This is a genomic window from Lysinibacillus sp. FSL K6-4013, assembly GCF_038630435.1.
GTDB classification, from domain to species: domain Bacteria; phylum Bacillota; class Bacilli; order Bacillales_A; family Planococcaceae; genus Lysinibacillus; species Lysinibacillus boronitolerans.
In genome coordinates, this window is record NZ_CP152031.1 from 494,185 (window position 1) to 518,426 (window position 24,242).

Sequence of the window (24,242 nt, forward strand, 5' to 3'; positions counted from 1 at the left end):
TTCGTGCTTCCATAGAGGGACGAATACATGATTAAAAAATTAGGAGTGAATGAATATGGCAACAGTAAAAGCAAGCATGGCAGGAACAGTATGGAAAATCGTCGTAACAGAGGGGGAGAAAGTGGCAGCAGGTCAAGATGTAGCCATTTTAGAATCGATGAAAATGGAAATTCCAATTGCAGCAGAAGAGGATGGCGTAGTGACAAAAATCATTGCCAATGAGGGCGACTTCATTAACGTTGATGATGATATTTTAGAAATTGAGTAAGAGGAGGCTTGTTTATGCAGCTACCTAAGCAAGTCATAATCAAAGAAGTTGGTCCACGTGATGGCTTACAAAATGAAAAAAAGCATATTACAACAGCTGATAAAGTGCAATTAGTTAATTTATTAAGTCAAACAGGATTAAATTATATTGAAGTGACATCGTTTGTGCATCCTAAATGGATTCCTCAATTAGCAGATGCAGTCGAGGTTCTGCAAGCCATTAAAAGACATAAGGATATTACCTATGCGGCACTTGTACCCAATATGCGTGGCTTAGAACGTGCATTGCAGGCTGAAGTAGATGAAGTAAGTATTTTTATGTCTGCTAGTGAAAGTCATAACCAAAGTAATATTAATAAAACCATAGCAGATACATTTCCCATATTAGAAGAAGTTGTAGTAGGAGCTAAGGCTGCAAAGAAACATGTTCGAGGCTATATCTCAACGGTTATTGGTTGTCCCTATGAGGGGTATATACACCCTGACAAGGTATTACGAGTAACGGAAAAGTTATTGGAGATGGGTGTGACTGAAATATCGCTTGGCGACACAATTGGTGTGGGTGTACCGACACAGGTTGAGTTTCTTTTAGAAGAATTACTAAAAAGGTATCCTGCTGAGAAATTTGCCATGCACTTTCATGATACACGTGGTACAGCACTAGCCAATATTATGAAATCTATAGAAATGGGTATTACCAAGTTTGATAGCGCGCTTGGTGGGCTAGGGGGCTGCCCATATGCAAAAGGTGCCTCAGGCAATGTAGCCACAGAAGATTTATTGTATTTATTCGATGAGATGGGCATTGAAACAGGGGTAGATCGACAAAAGGTGCTTGAGGCAGCACTCTTTATTGAAGAGAAGTTAGGCAAAGCTGTTGCATCAAAGCAAATGGCTATTGTCCGCAATGAAAGGAGTGCAAATCAACTATGACACAACTCGTTCGTTTTGAATTACTAGAAGGTAGTATTGGACTTATTACTCTTTCAAGACCAGAAGCTGCTAACGCTATGTCGGTTCAATTACTTCATGAGCTATCTGACACGCTTGATCAAATCAATGGAGATCCAGCAGTGCGCGTAGTCCTTCTAACAGGTGCAGGCGAAAAGGCATTTTGTGCAGGTGCTGATTTAAAGGAACGTAAAGGCATGTCTGATCGACAAGTGAAGCAGATTGTGCAGCTGATTGGTGCCACTGTGGCAAAAGTTGAAACGCTTGCACAGCCTGTCATTGCTGTCCTAAATGGCGTAGCCTTTGGCGGAGGCTTGGAGTTGGCACTAGCTTGTGATTTACGAATTGCGGCTACACATGTAAAGCTGGGCTTAACCGAAACATCGCTCGGTATTATTCCAGGAGCTGGGGGAACACAACGACTTCCACGTCTAATTGGTCTTGGTAAAGCAAAGGAATTAATTTATACAGCGCGTAGGCTGAATGCCGAAGAAGCTAAAAATTATGGCATTATCGAGTATGTTTATGAAGGACATGAGGTATTAAATAAAGCACAACAGCTTGCACTGGAAATGGCAAAAAATGCACCACTTTCTTTAGTACAAGCCAAAGTTGCGATCAATCAAGGTGTTGAGGTAGATTTAGCTACCGGATTAAAAATTGAATCACTTGCATATAGTGCACTGATCCCAACAGAAGACCGATTAGAGGGCTTACTTGCCTTCCAAGAGAAGCGAGCGCCACAATATTCAGGGAAATAAAACGCCAAGAAATCATTTTGGTGTAATCGATTGGGCAAAGGGAGGAAATTAACATGAGCAATATCTCGACAGAAAATACACCACCTACAATGAAAGATAAAATTTTAGCAGGTGGATTACCAAAATATCATGACAAAAATGCACAACAAGGCAAGCTATTTGTACGTGAGCGTCTTGAACTGTTACTTGATGATGGTCTTCAATCAGAGGATGGGCTCTATGCGAACTGTTTAGCAGGAGATTTACCAGCAGATGGTGTTGTCACTGGTATTGGTAAAATCCATGGTCGTACAGTTTGTGTGCTAGCGAACGATTCAACGATTAAAGCAGGTTCTTGGGGAAAACGCACAGTTGAAAAAATGATTCGCATTCAAGAAACCGCTGAAAAGTTGAATTGTCCATTACTCTATTTAGTGGATTCGGCAGGTGCGCGTATTACAGATCAGCTTGAAATGTTCCCAGGACGCAGAGGCGCAGGTCGCATTTTCTACAATCAAGTCAAGCTGTCAGGAAAAGTTCCGCAGATTTGCTTATTATTTGGTCCTTCGGCTGCAGGTGGTGCCTATATTCCTGCATTTTGCGATATCGTGGTTATGGTAGAAGGGAATGCTTCTATGTATTTAGGTTCTCCTCGTATGGCCGAAATGGTTATCGGTGAGAAAGTAGATTTAGAAACAATGGGTGGCGCAAAAATGCACTGTTCTGTTTCAGGTTGTGGAGATGTGCTTGTTAAATCCGAACAAGAGGCTATTACTTATGCGCGCAAATATTTAGGATACTTCCCTAATAACTATGCAGAGCGTAGCAAGGTAGAGACACCCAAACCGCCGGCTTCATTTGATAAATCTATTGAAGAATTAATACCTCAAAACCAAAATGTTCCATTTGATATGTATAAGCTAATTGATCGTATTATCGATGAAGATTCGTTTTGTGAGGTTAAGAAATTATTTGCACCAGAATTAATTACAGGGCTTGCGCGAATTAATGGACAATCAGTTGGGATCATCGCTAACCAACCTCGCGTCAAGGGAGGCGTGCTATTCCATGATTCTGCTGATAAAGCGGCGAAGTTTATTTCACTTTGTGATGCTTTCAATATCCCGCTGTTATTCCTAGCAGACGTTCCAGGATTTATGATTGGTACTCAGGTTGAAAAAGCAGGAATTATCCGTCATGGTGCTAAAATGATTTTTGCCATGAGTGAGGCAACTGTTCCTAAGCTAACGGTCATTGTGCGTAAAGCGTATGGTGCAGGATTATATGCAATGGCTGGTCCTGCGTTTGAACCAGACTGCTGTATTGCCTTATCAAATGCACAAATTGCCGTAATGGGACCAGAAGCTGCTGTCAACGCCGTCTATGCCAATAAAATTGCAGAACTTCCAAAAGAAGAGCAAGCAAGCTTCATTGCCGAGAAACGTAAAGAATATCAAGAGGAAATTGATGTGTATCGCTTAGCTTCAGAGCTTATCATTGATGATGTGATTGAGCCTAATGAGCTGCGTAAGGTACTAGAAAATCGCTTAGAACTTTATATGTCAAAATACTTATTATTCTCACAACGTAAGCATGGGGTAAACCCAGTTTAAACATACTTATTAAAAGGCTGTCTCTGCTGGTAAACTGTACCCTTTGTAAAGGACATTTTAAAAAAAGCTAGGTAACTTTAAACTGTACCCTTTGTAAAGGACATTTTAAAAAAAGCTAGGTAACTTGTTGAAGCTGCTGTCTGTATTTTGCAGGCGGCAGCTTTTTCAAATGCCATTGCCCTCGATAATGGTTGTAATACATCATATAACTCTTAATTTCTCGTTTGACTTCTTCTAATGTTTCACATTTCTCGATAGTTGTTTCATCTTTAAAATGTCCAAAAAATGATTCTTGTGGCGCATTGTCCCAACAGTTTCCACGGCGAGACATGGATTGTCCTAACCCCATTTTCTTCACAAGTTTTTGGAATTGTGGATTGGTATAATGGAATCCTTGATCCGAATGAATAAAGGCATCTTCCGTTAAATGGCGGTGTTTCTTCAATTGATGAAGCGTATTGAGGGCAATATCAATACTTAATGAAGACGACACTTCATACGCTAAAATTTCATTCGTTTCAGCGTCTTTAATCGTTGATAAATAAGCGCGTTTACTGCTTCCATACGTTAAATAGGTGATATCTGTCAGTAACACTTTTCCGGCCATACCCTGTTTAAAGTTGCGTTGTAATTCATTTGGGCACGTACGATGTTCTTTCGTTGCTTTTGCCATACGTCGAGTTGGATTCGCTTTTCGAATCGGGCAGATAATCTGATATTTTTTCATCACACGGCGAATACGTTTCAGATTGTACGTAATTCCATATTGATTTTCTAACGTCATTTTAATTTGACGTGCTCCTTTTTTTCGCCCTCTGAAATGATACGCTTTTAAAATGATTTCCTTTACCACTTCATCTGCTTGTTCTTGCTCCACACGCTTCTGAGCTGATTTTTCTAAAAAATAATTGTAATAGCCAGACCGAGATATACCCATCACATCACATAAATAGCTGACTAAACGCTTTAATTTATACTTTTTCATCGTGTGATGGATGAGTTCAAATTTTAGTGTCGTAGCGATTTTTATTTCTTCTTCAACATCTGCCTTTCGAGTAGATCGAGCTTTTTTAACAATTCATTCTCTGCTTCAAGTAACCGATTTTTCGCCTCTAAACGCTTCAATTTTTCTTCTAATGTCAATTCGCGTTCGGAAGGTCTACCTGAATTTGTTTTACGTGTATCTTGTAAACCTCCGACACCTGCTTTACGATAAGAAGCTCGCCAGCGTTTGCCTGAAGATTCGATTCGTTTTATACCGATTAATTCAACATCTAAACCCGCATTTTCAAAAATTTCTCTTGGGAATTTACCTTTTTCATTTTCCGCAATAAAATGACGTTTAAATTCGTCAGTATATGTGATCGCTTTCTCGCTAACTGCTTGCACATTTGGATTACATTTTAGTTGTTCTTGTTCCATTTTCGTAAAATATCTTTTGGTCATTTCACTCTACCCCAACATCTTTTTTCTCATTATAAACAAAAGTACCCTATAGGATAGACTTTTTTCAAAGTGTCTATCTTATAGGGTACAGTTTATGGTAGGAGACAGCCTTTTTGGATGATAATTTTTTTCAGCTACTTGCAAGCTATAGTTGAGCATATTAAAATATGGGAAGGAATAAAAGGGAAGTGGGTGTTAAGCTTGTCTAAAAACAACATAGCGGATGTTCAGAATAATGCCAAGCTCCCATTACCATATCGGGATGTCATTGATACATATTATTTGCCGCTAAAGGTAGCAGGTTGGATTTTATTTAGTATCTATTCATTTATGGCTTTTTATAAATTGGTTATTGATCGCCTAGTAGATGTAGTCGTCATTTTATTTAAAGGAGATTACTCTATAGGTGACTTAGGATTGTTTGATTATAGTAGTTGGCGTTTAACTACAAATTTTATTCCCTTCGAAACGATTCTCCGTTATATAAACTACTCTCAATATTTTAATTGGGAAATTATAATCGTTAACTTACTTGGCAACTTGTTAATTTTTACTCCAATGGGCTTTTTACTGCCATTACTATCGAAGAAATTCCGAAAAGCATGGATTATTATTTGTTTGGGCTTTTTTGCTAGTCTTGCTGTCGAAACCGTTCAATTTATTTTTACCGTTGGCTCTGCGGATATTGATGATTTAATTTTAAATACAATGGGGGCATGGCTTGGTTACTTAGCTTATAAAGGTATATTGATTAAACCCAAAAAATGAGAAAAGCAGTCCAGAATGTGAGGACTGTTTTTTTATGTTGATTAACACTATTTGTTTAGTGTATATGTAATAAATTTTATTGAAAATAGTAGAGAGCTAATAAATGAATATGAAAAGTATTAGTCGGATGAGGTTCTTTATACCTATTTTTGAAAATGATTAGTATCTCTTTAGGAGGTTAGTAGTAATTAGTGCTTGAATTTAATAGTGAAAATTCCGATAATGAGTGTACAGAAACTATTCAAATGGTATAGATAGAGTGTGAGAAAGAAAGTTCATATCTGTTAACTTATTAGCATATGAAGATAAAAGGGCGAGGTGAAAACTATGAAAATAACAAATTTAATGGAACAAGAAAGAATTTCATCCCAGCATAATCGTAAAAAAATACTGCAGCGTAAAGAGGCAGGAGATGCCTATAGAAAAAATGCGATGTATTTTCAGCCAAAGAAAAACCCATTATTGATTGAACTTGAAAATTTACTGTTAGGGCGTACTGACCAAGATTTATATGAGCAACAGCAAGAAGAGTCAAAAGAAGTAACTCCTCAGCAGCAAGCCATTATGGAAGATTTACAGCAAACAGAAAAGAATGTACGGGCCCATGAGCAAACCTATAAGGTAGGAATGAATGATAACGCTGATTCCTCGCATATATCCGATTCAGAACTAGGTGACACACTACTGCCCATTTTAGAGCAGGTACGTAATGCAGCATTGTCATCAGCAGAGCCTTCTCCTCAAGATTTACGTGTGGCGCAAAGCGTTGATGCTCACATACAGCATATGTTAAATAATTCAAATGGTGACGAGGTTTCCACAAATGAAAGCGAACCATCTTTTGTACGTGACATCATCGAAGTGAAGGTTCCTGAACGTTACGCGAAGGAATTGAAATTGGACCCATTTGCAGATACAATTTTCGGTAAGAATTATGAGACTGCATTCAAGTTAAGAGCATTCAAACAGGCATCGGAAAGATATGCGGCTCACGTTCAAATGACAAAAAATGGCTATCGTCCAGACAAGGATTCTATGTTCTCTTTGATAGCCTGATGCTGTAGATAGGAGATTGTTGACATGGCAAAGGCAAAGCATGCGAAAACGAATGCGATTCGTTTATTAGAACAACAAAAAATGCATTTTGATGTGATGGAATATGAAACAGGGGACGGTCAAGTTGATGGTGTTTCTGTAGCTGAGAAAATAGGACAGCCTGTTGCTCGGGTATTTAAAACATTAGTAGCAAAAGCAAGTGCACAAAAGCTATTTGTATTTGTTATTCCAGTAGCTGAGGAGCTGGACTTAAAAGCAGCGGCAAAGGTGGTTGGGGAAAAGAAAATCGAAATGTTAGCGGTAAAAGATCTACTTAGCCATACTGGTTATGTTCGTGGTGGATGTTCACCAGTAGGGATGAAGAAGTTATATCCAACGGTCATTGATGCATCTGCTCAAGAACAAGGTAGTATAATTGTTAGCGCTGGGAAAATTGGTATGCAAATTCATGTTCAAGTAGATGATCTGAAAACTATAACAAAGGCACAACTTGCCTCAATTACAGCTACCCATGAGTGAGAGAATGGGTAGTTTTTTTATGTGTTAAGATGAAAGGTTTAGATCAAGCACAATAGCTTAATTTTGGTTGAAAGTATGATAAAGTAATAGCAATATTATTCATAGAGAGAAGGATAAGGAATGCGTAGAATAATGGGGTGGCGTTGGACCTTTTTTATTGGTGGCTTAATTGTGATGTCACTTGGAATCACGATGTCGATAAAGGGGAAAATCGTTGGCACAAGCCCATGGGATGTTTTACATGTAGGTCTCTTTCAAAATTTTGGGTTAAGTATCGGCACATGGTCTATTGTAACAGGACTCTTTATAGTTGCTTCAACATCCATTGTATTACGTCAATGGCCAAAGATAGGTACTTGGCTCAATATGCTGCTAATCGGCTCGTTCATTGATGTATTTAACTGGCTGTTGCCCTCAACGGATGTATATGGCTTACAAATTACATATTTTATTATTGGTTTATTTGTTTTGAGCTTTGGCTGTGGGATGTATATTGCACCGAATATGGGCGCAGGACCAAGGGATACCTTAATGATGATACTTGTTGAAAAATTTGGTGGATCTATTAAGACAGCAAGAATGGGAATTGAAGTACTTGTAACAATTGTTGGCTGGCTTCTAGGTGGGCCAGTTGGCGTGGGGACGGTATTGATCGCCTTAACCTCAGGCTATATTGTGCAATATTCATTACCATATTGTCGTAAAATATTAATGAAATGTATTGGAAATATGGAGGGCATGAAGCCTTTCTATTAATTCATGAAGCTACTTTTATCTGTCATAGATAGAAGTGGCTTTTCATCTTTTTTGGTGTTCCTTCATATAATGCAGGGCGGAAGCTAAAGGAGGAACGACATTTGAACGGAAATGTAACGTATTATTTTGGACACGCATTGACTGGTCAAGGTGTGAAGCATTTATATAAAGAAATGATGGAAGAAGCGGCGCTTGTTTATTTTTTGCAAGGGCCTGCCACATTTAAAGGTTCAGAACTGTTAAAAGAACTAGGATACTTCTATGTGAAACAGGGCTTTGCCGTCGAGTGGTTTAAGCATGCTTTATTAGAGGAAGTTGTTGAGGCCGTTTATGTAAAAGGCTGTAACAGACTTTTTGTATGGGCATCTGAGTGGAATATCGAGCCAACTTTACTCGGTACAAAGCATCGTGTCATGTCTTTCTATGACTGCTTAGAGGATATACAGCTTAAAAAGGTTGGAGAACAACTTGCTGAGGCGATGCAGGAGCGTGCAACGTGGCGTGAAAAATGCATAGCAAAACTGGATCAAGCAATCAAGCTACATGATGACTGGGAGGTTGTCACACAAAGTTGTATGAACTGGCAGGCATTAAATGAACAGGTAGAAAATTTAAAGAATGAAGTGTTTCAATCCATTGTTTTGAATAAATCAGGTATCCGAACACATCGTTTACTTGGAACGTTAACTCCTAGAGGTGCGGAAAATACAGTGGAAAGTATCACCAAGAGTATCACGACTCGCTTCATGATTAAAGGCAAGCCAGGTACAGGTAAATCTTCATTAATGAAAAGTTTAGCGGATGAGGCAAATGCAAGAGGGCTTGATGCACAAATTGTTTGGTGTGGCTTAGATGCGGAATCTGTGGATATGGTCATTATCCCAGAGCTAAATTTCTGTATCTTTGATAGTACAGAGCCACATATCTTTTATCCAGAGGATGGTAGATTAGGGGATAAGATATTTGATATTGGGCAACATTGTGCGCTTTCAGAGGAAGCAGAAACTGCGATTGAAGCAGTGCGAGCGCAATACAAAGAAGCTATACAGGATGCGATGGGCCATTCCAAACGATATGCAGAAGCAGAATATACTGTTCGTCGCCTATTAGATAATTGTCTATCCGCTTCTTTATGGCGTGAAAAAACAGCGCCACTATTCGAAAGATTAACAAAGTAATGTAGCTAATGGCTTGCATGTGCTAAACTAGGAGCGAGAACAGTTTTCCTAGGAAAGGATGATACGCTTGTCAAAAGTATTGAATGCATTTTTAGATGAAAACCTACAAGCCCTACATGAACAAGGCTTATACAATGAAATCGATCCAGTAGAGGGAGCAAACGGCCCGATTATTCAGGTCCGTGGAAAAAATCTTGTTAACTTATCCTCTAACAACTATCTTGGTTTAGCAACAAATGAAGAATTAAAGCGTATTGCCAAAGAGACAATTGATAAATACGGTGTTGGAGCAGGTGCTGTTCGTACAATCAACGGGACACTCGACTTGCACGTAAAATTAGAAGAAAAGCTTGCGGAATTTAAAGGAACAGAAGCGGCTATTTCTTATCAATCTGGATTTAATTGTAATATGGCAGCTATTTCGGCTGTAATGGATAAAAATGATGCCATTCTATCTGATCAATTAAACCATGCCTCTATTATTGATGGATGTCGCTTATCAAAGGCAAAAATCATCGCGTTTAATCACTCTGATATGGAGGATTTACGTGCAAAGGCAAAGGCAGCAAAGGAATCAGGTTTATACAATAAAATCATGGTTATCACAGATGGTGTCTTCTCAATGGATGGTGATATTGCTAAATTACCTGAAATTGTGGAAATTGCGAAAGAGTTTGATTTGATTACGTATGTGGATGATGCACATGGTTCAGGTGTAACAGGTAAAGGAAAAGGAACTGTGAAGCATTTTGGATTAGAAAAAGAAATTGATTTCCAAATTGGTACATTATCAAAAGCCATTGGTGTAGTAGGTGGCTATGTAGCAGGTAAGAAAAATTTAATTGATTGGCTAAAAGTTCGCTCACGCCCATTCCTATTCTCAACAGCATTACCACCAGGTGATGTAGCCGCTATTACAGCAGCCGTGCAAATGCTGATTGATTCAACAGAGCTACACGATAAGCTGTGGGATAATGGCAACTATTTAAAAGCGGGGCTTGAGAAGCTTGGCTTTAATATTGGCGCGTCTGAGACACCAATTACACCATGTATCATTGGGGATGAAAAGTTGACACAGGAATTTTCAAAACGTTTATTTGAAGAAGGCGTTTATGCAAAATCGATTGTCTTCCCAACAGTTCCAAAAGGTACAGGACGCGTTCGGAATATGCCAACAGCGGCACATACAAAAGAAATGCTTGATGATGCAATTGCGATTTACGAGAAGGTTGGTCGTGAATTAGGCGTTATTCAATAAGAAAAAGGCTTCCTCATGAATGGGGAAGCCTTTTTGCATGATAGAAATGAAAAAGTGTAGGATAGAATCAAAAAAGTGACCGATAGAAGCTTAAATCTAATTGGTAGCGATCTAAAAATAGACAATCACTTTATTTTGACCCAATTATTTTGGCTGCCTTGAGCTGTTGAATAGCTTGATCAGAAATATTTAATGCCTGTAAAATTTCTTCATTATGTTGCCCTAAAGTAGGGGCTGCATTTGTTAGCTGTCCAGGTGTTTGTGAAAACTTAGCTGGGAAGCCCAATGTTCTCATTGGTCCAGCAGTAGGGTGCTCATAGGACAGTACCATGCCACGCTCTAGTATATGAGGGTCATTTAATGTTTGATCATAAGAATAGATTGGACTAGATGGTACACCGTGCTTATCCAATAGTTCGAGCCAGTAGATAGCCTTATGCTTGATTAGCTCGCTTTCAATTTCTGCTTCCAGCTCCTTCACATGTTGGGCACGTGAATAGTTGGTAGCAAAGAGAGGATTGTCTAACCAATCAGGTCGATTGACAACCTTTACAGCAAAAATCTCCCATAGCTTTTGATTGCCAGCACCTACTAGAATATAGTCATCCTGTGTTTTGAAACCTTGATAGGGCGCTGACACACGATGGGCGGTTCCTGTTCGCTCAGGTAACTCACCTTGTCCGAAGTAAGCAGCGGCTTCCCAAACAGTCCACGCAAGACCTGACTCCACTAAGGACACATCAATATATTGACCTTCACCACTACGAAGCTTATAGATATAGGCCATTAAAATGGATTGTAAGGCTGTTTGTGCAGCGGCAATATCATTCACCGCAAAGCCAACTTTTACAGGTCGGCCATCTGCTTCACCTGTCATATGCATTAAGCCACTCAGACCCTGAGCCATAATGTCATAGCCACCCTTTTGACTATAAGGACCTGTTTGACCATAACCGGAAATAGAGCAGTAAATTAGGCCCGGATTGATGGCTTTTAATGTGTCATAATCAATCCCAAGCTTTTTCGTGACACCTGGTCGATAATTTTCCACAAGTACATCAACAGATTGAATCAATTCTTTAAATAAAGCCAGTCCCTCAGTAGTTTTTAAATTGATGCAGACACCTTTTTTATTACGATTAACCATCATATACATATGACTTTCTTCATTAACGAATGGACCCATTGTACGGGTATCGTCTCCATTTGGATATTTTTCAATTTTGATAACTTCTGCACCCATATCTGCTAACACCATCGTGCAATAAGGACCCGCTAAGACTTGTGATAAATCGACAACCTTTAATCCTTGTAATGCTTGTTTCATTTAACCTCAGTCCCATCCTGTTTGACTAATGTGATGTTACGTAATCCCTTGACAGAGGTGGCGCCTGCTAATGCGATGGAAACCTTTAATTCATCATAAAGATTGGTCATCACCTTTTCGACGCCTTGTTGTCCTTCAAGGGCTAGCCCATAGACGAAAGGACGCCCAATTGCAACGGCATCCGCTCCTAAAGCAAGTGCTTTTAAGGCATCCATGCCACGATATACACCACTATCTAATATAATAGGAATTTGTCCATGCACAACTTTCGCAATAGCAGGAAGGGCATCAAGTGAACCAATCACGCCATCTAATTGACGGCCGCCATGGTTTGATACAATAATGCCATCAATACCATTGTCGATAGCTAGCTTTGCATCTTCAGGATGTAAAATTCCCTTCAATAATATAGGAAGATTTGTACGTTTTTTTAACTCTCGAACATGCGCCCAATTAAGTGTTGGGTGGAAGACATTTTGCAAGACACCTTGTACATAGGACTCGAATGAATCATCAGGTAAAGTGGCTGTAAAAACGGGGTCATTCATATAATTTCCTCTTGCATAGCCTAGCTTCAATGGTGAAAATTGATTGCGTACATCTTCTTCACGCCAGCCAAGCATTACGGTATCGACAGTTAAAACGATCGCTTCAAATCCAGCTTCCTCTGCACGTGCAGCCATACTAAAAGCAATTTCTTCATTAGTAGACCAATATAATTGAAACCATTTTGTTGCAGAAGGGGCAGCTAGAGCAACTTCTTCAAGAGCAAAAGTGGAAACGGTGCTTTGTATATAAGGAATATTTAAAAACTGGGCGGCACGTGCAACGGCAAGCTCACCTTCATCGTGAACCATTCCGTTCATGCCTACAGGAGCAAAAAGCAAGGGAGTTGGATATGTTTTACCAAACAAATGAACCGATGTATCAACTTTTGACACATCATTTAAAAATCGGGGAACAATGGAATACTTCTCAAAAGCTGCACGATTATTGCGCAGTGTTTGTTCACCGCCAGCACCTGAGCGGATGTAGCCAAAAGGTCCAGCTTCGATTTTTTCCGCTACGGCCTTTTCTAAATCTGCAAAGCAAATGGGGAAGGGGGCTTGTGCAGTTATATTTTTTAAGAGTAGATCGCCATCAGTTATGTTTGTCATCGTTACTACCTCACTTATTGATTGAAAATAGGCTTTCTTTTATTTAAAAAGGCTTGAATACCTTCGTTATAATCATCTGAACTAAATGAATCCAAAACTAACTGTGCCAGCTCATCGTTTTCTTCATTTTCACCATCTACAATTGCTTGGATAATTTTTTTGATGCCTGCGTTTGCAATGGATGATTTACTTAATAAATGTTCAGCGAATTGCACTGTGGCCTTTTCAATATCCTCTGGTTCATGTAGGGCCGTGATTAAACCAATATTTTTTCCTTCTTCAGCTGTAAAAATAGTAGCTGTGTACAAAATTTCCTTTGCCTTAGCGACACCAACAATATTGATGAGACGTTTCGTGCTTTCTAAATTATAGACAATGCCTATGTTTGCAGCGGTGATACCTAGCTTACTCTTAGGTGTTGCTATTCTAAAATCACAAGCGTTTGCTAACTCTAAGCCACCACCAATTGCTAAGCCCTGAATCATAGCAATTGTCGGGTGCGGAAATTTATAAAGAGCATCGATCGCCTTTAAAGCCAATTCATTATAGGCTTTGGCATTGTCTGTAGCATAACGAACATCTAAAAACTCGCTAATATCTGCACCAGATGAGAAGGCTACTTCATTGACACCGCGAACAATTAAGAGCTTGATAGTAGAATCTACACGTAGTTGCTCAAGGTGGTCTGCTATAGCTTGAAACATTGCCCTTGATAAAGAATTTCGTTTTTCTGGGCGGTTTAATACTAACGTTGCAATATAGCCATTTTTCTCTACATAAATTTCCTTTGTCATCTTCATTCTCCTCTTAATCTTTTTTCAACTTCGCAGCGAAGCGGTTACCGATGGATTGAATGCTCTGTACAAGGATGATTAAAATAAAGACAGTTGCATACATCACATCAACCTCATAACGTAAATGACCATAGCGATAGGCAAGGTCACCTAAACCGCCAGCACCAACCATTCCTGCCATTGCTGTTGCACCAATTAATCCTATTGTGGCAATCGTTAAGCCTAAAATAATAGATGGTCGAGCTTCACGTAATAATACATGCCAAATTATATGGCGACGTTTAATACCCATAGCTGTGTAGGCTTCTACCACTCCTGAATCCACTTCTAAAAGGGCAGATTCCATCAGTCGTGCTATATAAGGAGCCGTGTAAACAACTAATGGAACGATTACACCTTTAACACCAATTGTTGTACCAACAATTAGCTTGGTAAAAGGTAAGATGAAGAATAATAAAATGATAAATGGAACAGAGCGAACAATATTGATGAATAGATTAAAAAACTGATAGAAAAATTTATTTTCAAAGGATTGTCCTGGTCGAGTTAAAACGATTAATAGCCCTAATGGAATACCAATTAGAATGGAGAACAACAATGAAATTCCGACCATTTGAAATGTTTCGATAATTGCTTTGCCAATAACATCTGACCAATCTGTAAAGAAGCTTTGGATACTACTCATTGAACGCACCTCCTAATTCTTCCACTGCTACGCCATTCTCTGAAAAATACGTTAGCGCCTTTTGGACAATATGCGTCTCCCCATGTAGATGCACCACAATATTGCCGACAATACCGTTTTTTAATTCAATAATATTAGCTGTTAAAATATTTGGTTGCACATCGTATATCTTAGTGACTTCTGCTAATAATGGCTTACCAGTACTTTCACCAAGAAATGTTAAACGGATTACACTTCCTGAAACATTTAATTGCTCAATAAGAGAAGGGGATAAATTACGTTGTGAAATTGTATTCAAAAACTTTCGCGTTGTAGGGTGCTTCGGTTTTGCAAAAAGTTCAATCGCTGTGCCAAATTCCACAACTTTCCCTGACTCTAGAACAGAAACCTCATCGCAAATTTTTTGAATTACATTCATTTCATGGGTGATGAGCAGAATCGTAATGCCTAATTCCCGATTAATTTTTAACAACAATTCAAGAATGGCTTCCGTTGTTTCAGGATCAAGTGCACTTGTTGCTTCGTCACTAAGTAAAATCTCTGGTTCCTGTGCTAAGGCACGTGCAATAGCCACACGCTGTTTTTGACCACCTGAAAGTTGATTTGGGTAACTATCTAGTTTATCTGTTAAGCCGACAATTTCGGCATACTTAGCTACTCGGTTTTTTACTTCCGCCTCTTTATAGCCTAGCAGCTTTAAGGGAACAGCAATATTATTGTAAACCGTTGCTGTTTTTAGTAGATTGAAGTGCTGAAAGATCATCCCGATTTTTTGGCGTGTTTGACGTAATTCATGAAGAGAAAGGGTCGTAATGTCTACATTGTCTATCACTACTTTTCCCGCTGTAGGACGTTCTAGTAGATTAACGCAACGAATGAGTGTACTTTTCCCAGCACCACTATAGCCGATTACTCCATGAATTTGTCCCTTTTTTACATGAAGATTGATGCCATCCACAGCTTTTATGATGCCTTTTTTCGATTTAAATTCTTTTGAGATATTTTGTAATTGAATCATACGATTATTTGCTCCTTTCTCAACCTTCTAAAAAGCAAGAATCTGCTCGTTTTCCTATAGAGGAATTTCGGCAGATTCTTCGGCTTATAGAAGCTTTCTGAATGTATTACCAACTAGGGATTACAGAACCTTTAAACTCTTCTTCGATGAATTGACGTACCTCATCAGACTGATAAGCCTCAACGAACTTTTTAATTGTTGGATCATTTTCATTTTCAGCACGCACAACAATATAGTTCACGTATGGAGAATCAGTAGATTCCAATAAAATAGAGTCATCTTTAGGATTAATGCCAGCTTCTAATGCAAAGTTTGTATTAATAGCTGCTACATCTACTTCACTAAGTTGTTTAGGAATTTGAGCTGCCTCTAATTCAATGAATTTTAAATTCTTTTTGTTTTCTTCTACATCACGGATCGAGGCTGTTAAGTCTGCGCCATCTTTTAACTTAATATAGCCAGCTTCCTGTAAAACAAAGAGGGCACGCGCTCCATTCGTTGGGTCATTTGGTAAGCCAAACGTTGCACCGTCAGGAATGTCATCAAAGGATTTATATTTTTCCGAGTAGATACCCATTGGATTTAAAATCGTTTTGCCCACTGGTACTAAATCTGTATCATGATCTTTATTAAATGTATCCAGGAAAGGCTCGTGTTGATAGCTGTTCGCATCAAGATCACCTTCAGCTAAGGATGTATTAGGTAAAACATAGTCAGAAAATGATTTTAGCTCTACTTCCAGCCCGTTTTCTTTTGCTACTTTAGCTGCTACTTCTGCAATTTGCTCGTGAGGACCAGAAGTGACACCTACGACGATTTTCTTTTCATTAATTGCCTCAGCTTGGCCTTTACTATCTTCTTTAGAGCCACAGCCTGCTAAAGCTGCTACTAATGTTAGACTTGCTAAACCTACTAAAAATTTATTTTTCTTTTTCATGAAAATACCTCCAAGATTGTTTTTATCGGTTTCTTGAAAATAAAAAAACTCTCTTACAAATTAAGAGAGGCTCATGAAAAGATGTCCTCTCTTATCTATCAAACGAAGATCGTTTGCAGGATTTAGCACCTTCCTTTAAAAAAGGAGGTTGCCGAGCTTCATAGGGCCAGTCCCTCAGCTACTCTTGATAAGAGATTTATAATATTTTTTTGTAATTCCGATAGAACTAATATAATTTATAGGGTATAGTAAGTCAATAAATAATTTTTAAATTTTTTATATAATTATAATATTTCGACACAAAAGAGGGATAACAATGTCTGTAAGAGTTAATTATGGTATAGGTTCATTTGGTAAGGTTATTAGTGCTCGTTTTCTAACGGGAACAGATATCATTGAAGGGATTGAAGCGCTTTGCGAAGAGAATAGTATAGAGTCAGCCACAATTGTAAGCTGTATTGGCAGCTTTCAAAAAAGTAGCTTTGTTTATTTAGTGCCAGATGCAACAGCTCCAATTCAAGTTCGTTTTAGTGATGTGATTGAAAAAGAGGGACCATTAGAATTTATTCAAGGTTCAGGTGTGGTGTGTAAGCGAGATGGTGGATATGAGACACATTTCCATGGCTCTATGAGCGATCAATGGGGTGTTGTATCAGGTGGGCATTTAATAAAAGGGGGCAACCCTGTTATTACTGCTGACATCGTGTTGGCAGAGGTACAAGGGATTCAACATATTCGAAAATGGGATGATGAAACAGGTCATGTTCAATTTTATCCATTAGAAAATGGTTTAGGGCAACCAAGGAAAATTGAAAAATAGTAATAATCCTGTAGCTAGGGATAGCTACAGGATACGGCATCCTTATCTATTAAATAATTGTAATTGCTCGATTCTATGGATTGCTTCACGTAAGCGCTCCTCACTAACCAGCAACCCTACGCGCACATAGCCCTCACCATATTGACCGAAGCCATTACCTGCTGCTACAGCGATATCAGCTTTTTCGAGCAAAAGATCAGCAAACTGTTCACTTGTATAGCCTAGTGGTACAGGGAGCCATGCGAAGAAGGAGCCTTTTGGAGCCGTAACATGCCAGCCAATTCTTCGAGCTTCTTCAATGAGTACATTGCGGCGACGCTCATAAGTAGCTCGTAATTCATCCGCACATTGTTGGGAAGCCGTCAGTGCTACTGCTGCGGCTTGTTGAATGGCAGGGAATTGACTACAAAACAGATGATCCTGAATTAGATTAATAGCAGCAATAATCTCGGCATTCCCTACAGCGAAGCCTATACGCCAGCCAGCCATATTATAGGTTTTCGATAATGTATACATTTCAACTCCTACTTCTTTTGCACCCTTTGCTTGAAGGAAGCTAACTGGTTTATTACCGTCAAATCCTATTGCCCCATAAGCAAAATCATGTGATACGATAATATTGTGCTCCTTCGCAAAGCGAACGGTCTCTTCAAAAAACGCAAGTGATGCTGTACCACCTGTAGGGTTGTTCGGGTAATTTAAGTAAAGAAGCTTTGCCTTTTCTTTCACTTCATCAGGTAATGCATGATAATCAGGTAAGAAATCATTTTCAGCAAAAAGTGGCATCACTTCAAAATTGACGTCCCCTAGTACGACACCTGATAAGTAATCTGGATAGCCAGGGTCTGGTAAGAGCATCGTGTCACCAGGGTTTAACACAGCTAAAGGTAGCTCAACTAGACCAATTTTTGTTCCACCAAGAATCGCTACCTCTGTATCAGGATTTAGTTCTACCTGATATTCACGTTGATAAAAGTCGGCAGCAGCTTGGCGTAATTCAGCGAGACCTCTAAATGGTGAATATTTGTGGTTTTGAGGATTTTCAGCTGCTTCCTGTAATGCTTGAATGATGTGAGTAGGCGTTGGCTGATCAGGATTTCCTTGCCCAAGGTTAATGACATCACGCCCTTCTTCTAGGGCCAAGTTTACTTTTTGAACGAGTGCTGCAAAAAATTGAGTGGGTAGTTGCTGTAGTTTTTTAGAGAATTCCATGCATGATCACCTTTTTCAGAATATAATAATTATTATTGAAGAATATGAAGCAAATAGTATTACTTTTTCTGTTAATTGTCTAGAGGAGGAATGGATATGAAAATCGGATGTATTCAATTAAATGTTGGCTTTGGCAAGGTTGAAGAAAATTTTGAACGTGCCGAGGATAAGATTCGTGAAGCTGCAAAAAATGGGGCAGAAATCATCGTGTTACCTGAAATGTGGAATACAGGCTATGCTTTAGAGAAACTACCTGAGCTAGCAGATATCAATGGTGAGCGGACAAAGGCCTTTTTGGCTAAACTTGCAAAGGAACTTGATGTACATATTGTAGGGGGCTCTGTTTCAACAAAGAAAGGCGACAAATTTTATAATACGATGTATACCTTTAATCGTAATGGAGAACTTGTTGGAGAATACAGCAAGGCACATCTTTTCCGTTTAATGGACGAGCATCTTTACTTGGAAGCAGGGGATGAAATGAATCGTTTTGCTTTAGATGATATTGAAGCTGCGGGTGTCATTTGCTACGATATTCGCTTCCCAGAATGGTTACGTGCACATGCATTACAAGGAGCAAAGGTATTATTTGTACCAGCGCAGTGGCCAACTCCAAGGATTGACCATTGGAAAACATTGCTGCAGGCTCGTGCAATTGAAAATCAATGCTTTGTCATTGCAGTAAATCGTATTTCGAAAAAGGTAGAAAATTTTAATGGGCAATCTATGATTATTCAGCCTTGGGGAGAAGTACTTTGGGTTGGTGCTGAGGATGAGGAAGTAGCGGTGATTGATGTAGACTTTTCTATCGTCGATGAGGTACGTGGAAGAATCCCTGTTTACGATGATCGTAGACCTGGACTGTATCAGGATGTAGTTGTGAAAGGGTAAAAAAGAGGCACGCTTAGAAGGGAGATTCCCTTTTGGGCGTGCCTACTTTTTTCTAGCTCTTATCCTCAATCAATGAATTGGCTAGTAGCATAAATTCAAGTGTAATGCGGTTATGCCCGTTCATGAAATTTTTCCCTAGTAAACTTTCAAGCTTTTTTAAGCGGTGATAGAGTGTTTGACGAACAATAAACAATTGATTCGCTGTTTGCTGTTTAGAGCCATTTGTTTGTAAATATACCTGCAATGTTTCGAGAAGCTTGCTATTATATTTTTCATCGTATTCAATAACGGGCTGTAAATAGTCATAAATCACTTCCTGTAAATCCACCTGCATTTGTAATTTATAAATTAAATGATATAAATGCAGATCATCATAAAAGAACGAGGACGTTTGTACTTTTCGACAAATATATAAGGTTTCTAGTGCAGTTTGATAGCTTTTAGGAATTTCATCTACATCACAAACGACCTTTCCAATGGCTATCTGATAACCTTGAGCTTGCTGCTTTTTATAGAATTCCGTTTTGGCCAAGGAGGAAAACATGTTGTTTAACATATCACGAACGGCTTTACTATCTTTTGTATGCAATAAAATAAAAATAACATAGCTTTTTCTTTCAAATAAAAATGGAATAAAGCCATGTTGCTCAAATAGATTACGATAATAAAGCTTACTATAGACAACATCCTCCTGAGCCTTTGTCAACGTATTAGGAGAGGCCAAAATAAAGACAGCTCCACTAGATTGTGTATAGTTAGCATAATGTGTAACGATAAATTTGTAGATTTCCTCCTTAGACAGTTTTTGATCAATCCAATCAGCTAAAATCGAAGCATCCTCAATATTCTTTTTTTCCTCAATATAAAACTCTCGCATTAAAAGCTGTGCCAACGCTGTTGCCGTGCGATCTAATATTAATAATTCAAATTCGGAGAAAAGCCCATCTTCTCGATAAATTGATAAATCGGCATAATGTTGATCAAATAGAAAAATAGGCTCATGTTTAAATTGCTGAGTCGATGTATTCAATGTTAGGAATTGTTGCCGCTTTTTATGCGCCATATTCGGGAAAAAGACAGGCTCTCTTCCCTTAATGGAAAACATAATTTGTATTTTTAATTCATTATACATATTTTGTAAAATATCGTCCGTGTTTTGTCCCAATACTGCATTTTTGTTCAATGTTTGTGAGTAAGCTTCTAGTGAAGAAATCAGTAGATACTGCTGATTGATAATTTGGCTATGTAAATCCTGTGTAATACGAACAAAAGGAACTGCTTCATGGAAAACAATAATAGGAAACTGGTGGCGGTTGGCAAGTGTTAAAATCGCTTCAGGTACTGCTTGAATAGAGGTTCCATATTCAATACAAAGGGCAGCACAATTTTTTTGAATGATGGCTTCAATAAAGGATACAAAGTCCTCAATACTATGTTGGAGACTAAGCCCTGTAGTTAATACTAACTCTTCACCAACTAAAAAATTATCAACATGTATGATTTCTAGTACATGTACCCATTTCACGTTCCTTGTTAATCCCTCATGACCTGCAACTACCTCCGCATTTTGAAAATATTTATTCTGTAAAACGTCTAGTACTTTTAGTTGAAATGGGCTCAATTTTGCCCCTCCTTTTGACATGCATCCATTTGGTTTGATTTCAATAATTTCTACTTAATGCTGAAAATTATCTCATAAAATCATTTTTAATTTATTTTAAGAATATTTAGTCTATTTTACATTATGTATAAAACAAAAGTATAGAATTTTACAGTTTGTCTATTACTTCAACGTTATGAAAGATGTAAGATTTTTGTAAGCGATCAAGCAATCTACTAAAAGAGGTGACAGATATGGGGCAACAAACGCATTTACAAAGAGGATTAAAGAAGCGGCATATGACGATGATTGCGATTGCCGGTGTAATCGGTGCCGGACTATTTATGGGGAGTGGCTCGGTCATTAACTTAGCTGGTCCAGGGGCAATTTTATCGTATATATTTGCAGGAATTATCGTTGTATTAGTTATGCGTATGCTAGGTGAGATGGCGGCAGTCAATCCAACGAGTGGATCGTTTGCTCACTATGCACATGAAGCCATTGGTCCGTGGGCAGGTTTTATGATTGGATGGTTGTATTGGTTTTTCTGGGTAATCGCCATTGCTTTAGAGGCAACAGCAGCAGCTGCCATTATTCAATATTGGTATGATGGGATTCCTTTATGGCTATTAAGTCTGTTCTTAACTGTAGCACTTACATTAACAAATGTTCTTTCTGTCAAAGCTTTTGGTGAGTTTGAGTATTGGTTCTCTCTTATTAAGGTTGCAAGTATAGTCGTTTTTCTAGGTCTGGGTGCCTTTATTATCTTTGGTATCGCTCCAAACTTTACTGCTGTTGGTATGACCAACTTAGTTGGGCAGGGTGGTTTTTTACCAAATGGTTTTGGCGCTGTTCTAATGGGTGTCGTTATCGTTATTTTTTCATTTATGGGGACAGAAATCGTTGCGATTGCTGCTGGTGAATCGGATGAACCGTTAGCTGCTGTCACAAAAGCTACCAATTCTATTACTTGGCGTATTTTAATTTTCTATGTGGGCTCTATTGCAGTTGTAGTGACGCTATTACCTTGGCATTCCTCAGATATTTTAACAAGTCCTTATGTAGCGGTACTTGATTATATTGGTATTCCTGCAGCCGCACAAATTATGAATTTTGTTGTTTTAACTGCTGTATTATCATGTCTAAATTCAGCACTTTATGCTACATCACGAATGGTATTTTCTTTAGCGGAAAAAGGAGAAGCGCCAAAAGCATTTTTAAAATTAAACAAAAATGGTGCACCTGTCAATGCCATACTTGCCGCAACATTTTTCTCGTATATTGCGGTCATTATGAATTACGTTTCGCCAGATAAAGTATTTATGTTTTTATTAAGTTCCTGCAGTGCCATTACGTTGATTCTTTATTTAATCATTGCCTTTTCACAATTAAGAATGCGACGGAAGATTGAACAAGAAAATCCAGAGCTATTAAAGGTGAAAATGTGGCTATTTCCATATTTAACGTATTTCACAATAATAGCAACAACAGCATTACTCATTGCCATGTTCTTTATAGAGTCAATGCGTTCACAAATTTTATTTACATGCGTTATTGTGGCCATTGTAATGATTTTCTATATGCTTACTCAAAAGAAAAAGGTGATTAAACAAGCCGATGAATCAAGTTCCCTTTTCACAAAAGACAAGTTTGATTTTGAACAATAAGACGATGAAGGAGTGGTCCTATATGACAGTTCAGCAAGAAATGAAAACGCTAACACATTTTATCAAAGGAGAAGAGGTAGCAGGAACAAGTAACAGATTCTCTGAAGTATATAATCCGTCAACAGGTGAGGTCATTGCAAGAGTACCCCTTGCTTCAAGAGATGAGGTAAAGCATGCTATTCAGCTTGCAAAGGAAGCCTTTCCAGCATGGAAAAAAACATCAATTGGGAAGCGGGTAGAAGTATTACATCGATTCCGTCAGCTGTTAGTAGAAAGACAGGAAGAGCTTATCAATGTGATTTGCCAGGAAAGTGGAAAAACTAAGGAAGATGCGAAAGGTGAAATTGTTCGTGGTATTGAATCTGTAGATATGGCAATCAGTGCCCCACAAATGCTAAAAGGAGAGTACTCGGTCAATGTAGGTGGAAATATTAATGCTTTTTCTGCCAAATCGCCACTTGGTGTAGTAGCAACCATTGCACCATTTAATTTTCCTGTTATGGTACCACTGGCTATTACAAGTATGGCTGTTGCGGTAGGAAATGCCGTTATTCTAAAGCCATCTGAACGTGTACCTATTTCAGCATTATATTTGAGCCAATTATGGAAAGAGGCAGGTCTACCAGACGGTATTTGGACAGTGGTTAATGGAGATAAAGAGGCAGTCGATGAACTATTAGAAAACAAAGAGATTCAAGCAATTTCATTTGTTGGCTCAACGCCTGTTGCTGAATATATCTATCAAACTGGGACAAAGCACAATAAACGTGTTGCGGCATTTGGTGGTGGAAAGAACTTTATGATTGTAATGCCTGATGCCAATTTAGAACAGACAGCAAATGCCTTTTTAGGAGCAGCATATGGTGCAGCATCTCAGCGTTGCATGGCTATTTCTGGTGCACTCGTTGTAGGGAAGGATACGGAGCAACGATTTACAGAAATATTGAAAAATAAAATATCCCAACTAAAGGTAGGGCCTTATACAGAGCAAGACGTCGATTTCGGTCCTGTCATCACTAAACAATCAAAGGAAACGATTATACGTTATATCGATGGGGCGGTCAGTGAAGGAGCGAATCTTGTCATCGATGGAAGACATCCAAAAGTATGTGAATCGTCAAATGGTTTTTATCTTGGTCCTACTCTACTTAATCATGTAAAACCAGAAATGACGATCTTCAAAGAGGAGGTCTTTGGTCCAGCACGTATTGTAGTGGGGGTTGACTCTCTACAAGAGGCTATCGACTTAATAAATGATCATGAGCTTGGCAATGGTGTCACAATGTTTACAAGCAGCGGCGCAGCGGCGCGTAAATTCCAAGAAGAAATAGAAGTGGGCATGGTAGGAGTAAATGTACCAATACCAATTCCAGTTGGCTATCACAACTTTGGTGGATGGAAACGCTCTAAGTTCGGTGAAGGGCATATGTTTGGCCCAGATCAGGCGAGATTCTTTACAAAGGCAAAAACGATTTCTGAGCGCTGGCCAGATGAAACAGAAGATACAACAAGCTCCTTTGCGTTCCCGAGTAATAACGATGTGAAAAACTAATGTAAGGAAAATAATAATGAGGGGTGTTTG

23 protein-coding genes and 1 riboswitch are annotated in these 24,242 nt (G+C 38.7%); of the genes, 14 read left to right on the forward strand and 9 right to left on the reverse strand.

What is annotated here, in order from left to right; genetic code table 11:
* The first annotated feature begins 55 nt into the window (after positions 1-55).
* The 4 genes from MHB39_RS02390 to MHB39_RS02405 are packed head-to-tail and all read left to right on the forward strand — an operon-like array spanning position 56 to position 3,571.
* Entirely contained in the window at positions 56-268 is a 213-nt protein-coding gene (locus MHB39_RS02390) for an acetyl-CoA carboxylase biotin carboxyl carrier protein subunit (protein ID WP_016992214.1), read from the forward strand.
* A gap of 14 nt (positions 269-282) precedes the next feature.
* Positions 283-1,200, forward strand: a complete 918-nt coding sequence (locus MHB39_RS02395) for a hydroxymethylglutaryl-CoA lyase (protein ID WP_342545748.1) — start codon at positions 283-285, stop codon at positions 1,198-1,200.
* On the forward strand, positions 1,197-1,979 hold the full coding sequence (locus MHB39_RS02400; RefSeq protein ID WP_016992216.1) for an enoyl-CoA hydratase: 783 nt from the start codon (positions 1,197-1,199) through the stop codon (positions 1,977-1,979). Before MHB39_RS02395 ends, MHB39_RS02400 begins: the two co-directional genes overlap by 4 nt.
* A 53-nt stretch (positions 1,980-2,032) precedes the next feature.
* Complete coding sequence (locus MHB39_RS02405) at positions 2,033-3,571, forward strand: acyl-CoA carboxylase subunit beta (RefSeq protein WP_342545749.1); 1,539 nt, start codon at positions 2,033-2,035, stop codon at positions 3,569-3,571.
* Between the two features lie 115 nt (positions 3,572-3,686).
* On the opposite strand, the gene MHB39_RS02410 is transcribed toward MHB39_RS02405, so the two are convergent.
* Positions 3,687-5,017 (reverse strand): IS3 family transposase gene (locus MHB39_RS02410; protein WP_339280167.1). Its coding sequence is split into 2 segments (ribosomal slippage): positions 3,687-4,636 and positions 4,636-5,017, totalling 1,332 coding nucleotides; the frame shifts between segments, so codons are not numbered across the junction.
* A 192-nt stretch (positions 5,018-5,209) separates the two neighbouring features.
* On the opposite strand from MHB39_RS02410, the gene MHB39_RS02415 reads away from it, so the two are divergent.
* The 6 genes from MHB39_RS02415 (at position 5,210) to MHB39_RS02440 (ending at position 10,552) form a co-directional block, all read left to right on the forward strand.
* Positions 5,210-5,785, forward strand: a complete 576-nt coding sequence (locus MHB39_RS02415; RefSeq protein WP_238542710.1) for a VanZ family protein — start codon at positions 5,210-5,212, stop codon at positions 5,783-5,785.
* A 327-nt stretch (positions 5,786-6,112) separates the two neighbouring features.
* Positions 6,113-6,841, forward strand: a complete 729-nt coding sequence (locus tag MHB39_RS02420) for a hypothetical protein (RefSeq protein WP_016992219.1) — start codon at positions 6,113-6,115, stop codon at positions 6,839-6,841.
* Positions 6,842-6,865: 24 nt separating this feature from the next.
* Positions 6,866-7,360 (forward strand): Cys-tRNA(Pro) deacylase, encoded by a 495-nt coding sequence (gene ybaK, locus MHB39_RS02425; RefSeq protein ID WP_036078139.1) that lies wholly within the window; start codon positions 6,866-6,868, stop codon positions 7,358-7,360.
* Positions 7,361-7,480: 120 nt separating this feature from the next.
* Positions 7,481-8,116, forward strand: a complete 636-nt coding sequence (locus MHB39_RS02430; RefSeq protein WP_016992221.1) for a YitT family protein — start codon at positions 7,481-7,483, stop codon at positions 8,114-8,116.
* 101 nt (positions 8,117-8,217) lie between these two features.
* Positions 8,218-9,294, forward strand: a complete 1,077-nt coding sequence (locus MHB39_RS02435; protein WP_342545750.1) for a nucleotide kinase — start codon at positions 8,218-8,220, stop codon at positions 9,292-9,294.
* Positions 9,295-9,352: 58 nt separating this feature from the next.
* Entirely contained in the window at positions 9,353-10,552 is a 1,200-nt protein-coding gene (locus MHB39_RS02440) for a glycine C-acetyltransferase (protein ID WP_016992223.1), read from the forward strand.
* Positions 10,553-10,682: 130 nt separating this feature from the next.
* Here the strand turns inward: MHB39_RS02440 and MHB39_RS02445 are convergent, their stop codons facing one another.
* The 6 genes from MHB39_RS02445 to MHB39_RS02470 all read right to left on the reverse strand — a co-directional run bounded on the left by MHB39_RS02445 (position 10,683) and on the right by MHB39_RS02470 (position 16,470).
* Positions 10,683-11,879, reverse strand: coding sequence for a CoA transferase (locus MHB39_RS02445; protein WP_312124018.1), 1,197 nt, complete (start codon positions 11,877-11,879; stop codon positions 10,683-10,685).
* The gene (locus MHB39_RS02450; RefSeq protein WP_342545752.1) at positions 11,876-13,036 is read right to left on the reverse strand and encodes an alpha-hydroxy acid oxidase; all 1,161 of its coding nucleotides are present in this window, start codon (positions 13,034-13,036) and stop codon (positions 11,876-11,878) included. The genes MHB39_RS02445 and MHB39_RS02450 overlap by 4 nt, the downstream gene beginning before the upstream one ends.
* A gap of 14 nt (positions 13,037-13,050) precedes the next feature.
* Positions 13,051-13,830 (reverse strand): enoyl-CoA hydratase-related protein, encoded by a 780-nt coding sequence (locus MHB39_RS02455; RefSeq protein ID WP_016992226.1) that lies wholly within the window; start codon positions 13,828-13,830, stop codon positions 13,051-13,053.
* 13 nt (positions 13,831-13,843) lie between these two features.
* Positions 13,844-14,515 (reverse strand): methionine ABC transporter permease, encoded by a 672-nt coding sequence (locus MHB39_RS02460; RefSeq protein ID WP_004225517.1) that lies wholly within the window; start codon positions 14,513-14,515, stop codon positions 13,844-13,846.
* Positions 14,508-15,533, reverse strand: a complete 1,026-nt coding sequence (locus MHB39_RS02465) for an ATP-binding cassette domain-containing protein (protein ID WP_036078150.1) — start codon at positions 15,531-15,533, stop codon at positions 14,508-14,510. The genes MHB39_RS02460 and MHB39_RS02465 overlap by 8 nt, the downstream gene beginning before the upstream one ends.
* Before the next feature lie 106 nt (positions 15,534-15,639).
* Positions 15,640-16,470 carry a MetQ/NlpA family ABC transporter substrate-binding protein gene (locus MHB39_RS02470; RefSeq protein ID WP_036078152.1) on the reverse strand — a complete coding sequence of 277 codons (831 nt, stop codon included), beginning with the start codon at positions 16,468-16,470 and terminating at the stop codon, positions 15,640-15,642.
* Between the two features lie 88 nt (positions 16,471-16,558).
* Positions 16,559-16,664: riboswitch (SAM riboswitch) on the reverse strand.
* 122 nt (positions 16,665-16,786) lie between these two features.
* On the opposite strand from MHB39_RS02470, the gene MHB39_RS02475 reads away from it, so the two are divergent.
* A complete protein-coding gene (locus MHB39_RS02475; RefSeq protein ID WP_342545753.1) occupies positions 16,787-17,290 on the forward strand; it encodes a PPC domain-containing DNA-binding protein in 504 nt (167 codons plus the stop codon).
* A gap of 42 nt (positions 17,291-17,332) precedes the next feature.
* Here the strand turns inward: MHB39_RS02475 and MHB39_RS02480 are convergent, their stop codons facing one another.
* Positions 17,333-18,502: a pyridoxal phosphate-dependent aminotransferase gene (locus tag MHB39_RS02480; RefSeq protein ID WP_312124025.1), complete on the reverse strand. Its 1,170-nt coding sequence runs from the start codon at positions 18,500-18,502 to the stop codon at positions 17,333-17,335.
* Between the two features lie 96 nt (positions 18,503-18,598).
* Here MHB39_RS02480 and MHB39_RS02485 point away from each other — a divergent pair, with 96 nt between their 5' ends.
* On the forward strand, positions 18,599-19,393 hold the full coding sequence (locus MHB39_RS02485) for a carbon-nitrogen family hydrolase (protein ID WP_342545755.1): 795 nt from the start codon (positions 18,599-18,601) through the stop codon (positions 19,391-19,393).
* A gap of 52 nt (positions 19,394-19,445) precedes the next feature.
* Here MHB39_RS02485 and MHB39_RS02490 read toward each other — a convergent pair whose 3' ends face one another.
* Positions 19,446-21,014 carry a PucR family transcriptional regulator ligand-binding domain-containing protein gene (locus tag MHB39_RS02490; protein ID WP_342545756.1) on the reverse strand — a complete coding sequence of 523 codons (1,569 nt, stop codon included), beginning with the start codon at positions 21,012-21,014 and terminating at the stop codon, positions 19,446-19,448.
* Positions 21,015-21,247: 233 nt separating this feature from the next.
* Between MHB39_RS02490 and MHB39_RS02495 the strand changes: the two genes are divergently transcribed.
* Both MHB39_RS02495 and MHB39_RS02500 read left to right on the forward strand, forming a co-directional pair.
* Positions 21,248-22,660: an amino acid permease gene (locus MHB39_RS02495; RefSeq protein ID WP_342545757.1), complete on the forward strand. Its 1,413-nt coding sequence runs from the start codon at positions 21,248-21,250 to the stop codon at positions 22,658-22,660.
* Between the two features lie 22 nt (positions 22,661-22,682).
* On the forward strand, positions 22,683-24,212 hold the full coding sequence (locus MHB39_RS02500) for a CoA-acylating methylmalonate-semialdehyde dehydrogenase (RefSeq protein ID WP_342545758.1): 1,530 nt from the start codon (positions 22,683-22,685) through the stop codon (positions 24,210-24,212).
* The last annotated feature ends 30 nt before the right edge of the window (positions 24,213-24,242 follow it).

Bases quoted from the DNA above. Each gene is read 5' to 3' on its own strand.
- MHB39_RS02390 (WP_016992214.1), top strand. From the start codon at position 56: ATGGCAACAGTAAAAGCAAGCATGGCAGGAACAGTATGGAAAATCGTC.
- MHB39_RS02395 (WP_342545748.1), top strand. From the start codon at position 283: ATGCAGCTACCTAAGCAAGTCATAATCAAAGAAGTTGGTCCACGTGAT.
- MHB39_RS02400 (WP_016992216.1), top strand. From the start codon at position 1,197: ATGACACAACTCGTTCGTTTTGAATTACTAGAAGGTAGTATTGGACTT.
- MHB39_RS02405 (WP_342545749.1), top strand. From the start codon at position 2,033: ATGAGCAATATCTCGACAGAAAATACACCACCTACAATGAAAGATAAA.
- MHB39_RS02420 (WP_016992219.1), top strand. From the start codon at position 6,113: ATGAAAATAACAAATTTAATGGAACAAGAAAGAATTTCATCCCAGCAT.
- ybaK (WP_036078139.1), top strand. From the start codon at position 6,866: ATGGCAAAGGCAAAGCATGCGAAAACGAATGCGATTCGTTTATTAGAA.
- MHB39_RS02430 (WP_016992221.1), top strand. From the start codon at position 7,481: ATGCGTAGAATAATGGGGTGGCGTTGGACCTTTTTTATTGGTGGCTTA.
- MHB39_RS02440 (WP_016992223.1), top strand. From the start codon at position 9,353: ATGATACGCTTGTCAAAAGTATTGAATGCATTTTTAGATGAAAACCTA.
- MHB39_RS02445 (WP_312124018.1), bottom strand. From the start codon at position 11,879: ATGAAACAAGCATTACAAGGATTAAAGGTTGTCGATTTATCACAAGTC.
- MHB39_RS02450 (WP_342545752.1), bottom strand. From the start codon at position 13,036: ATGACAAACATAACTGATGGCGATCTACTCTTAAAAAATATAACTGCA.
- MHB39_RS02455 (WP_016992226.1), bottom strand. From the start codon at position 13,830: ATGACAAAGGAAATTTATGTAGAGAAAAATGGCTATATTGCAACGTTA.
- MHB39_RS02460 (WP_004225517.1), bottom strand. From the start codon at position 14,515: ATGAGTAGTATCCAAAGCTTCTTTACAGATTGGTCAGATGTTATTGGC.
- MHB39_RS02465 (WP_036078150.1), bottom strand. From the start codon at position 15,533: ATGATTCAATTACAAAATATCTCAAAAGAATTTAAATCGAAAAAAGGC.
- MHB39_RS02470 (WP_036078152.1), bottom strand. From the start codon at position 16,470: ATGAAAAAGAAAAATAAATTTTTAGTAGGTTTAGCAAGTCTAACATTA.
- MHB39_RS02475 (WP_342545753.1), top strand. From the start codon at position 16,787: ATGTCTGTAAGAGTTAATTATGGTATAGGTTCATTTGGTAAGGTTATT.
- MHB39_RS02480 (WP_312124025.1), bottom strand. From the start codon at position 18,502: ATGGAATTCTCTAAAAAACTACAGCAACTACCCACTCAATTTTTTGCA.
- MHB39_RS02485 (WP_342545755.1), top strand. From the start codon at position 18,599: ATGAAAATCGGATGTATTCAATTAAATGTTGGCTTTGGCAAGGTTGAA.
- MHB39_RS02495 (WP_342545757.1), top strand. From the start codon at position 21,248: ATGGGGCAACAAACGCATTTACAAAGAGGATTAAAGAAGCGGCATATG.
- MHB39_RS02500 (WP_342545758.1), top strand. From the start codon at position 22,683: ATGACAGTTCAGCAAGAAATGAAAACGCTAACACATTTTATCAAAGGA.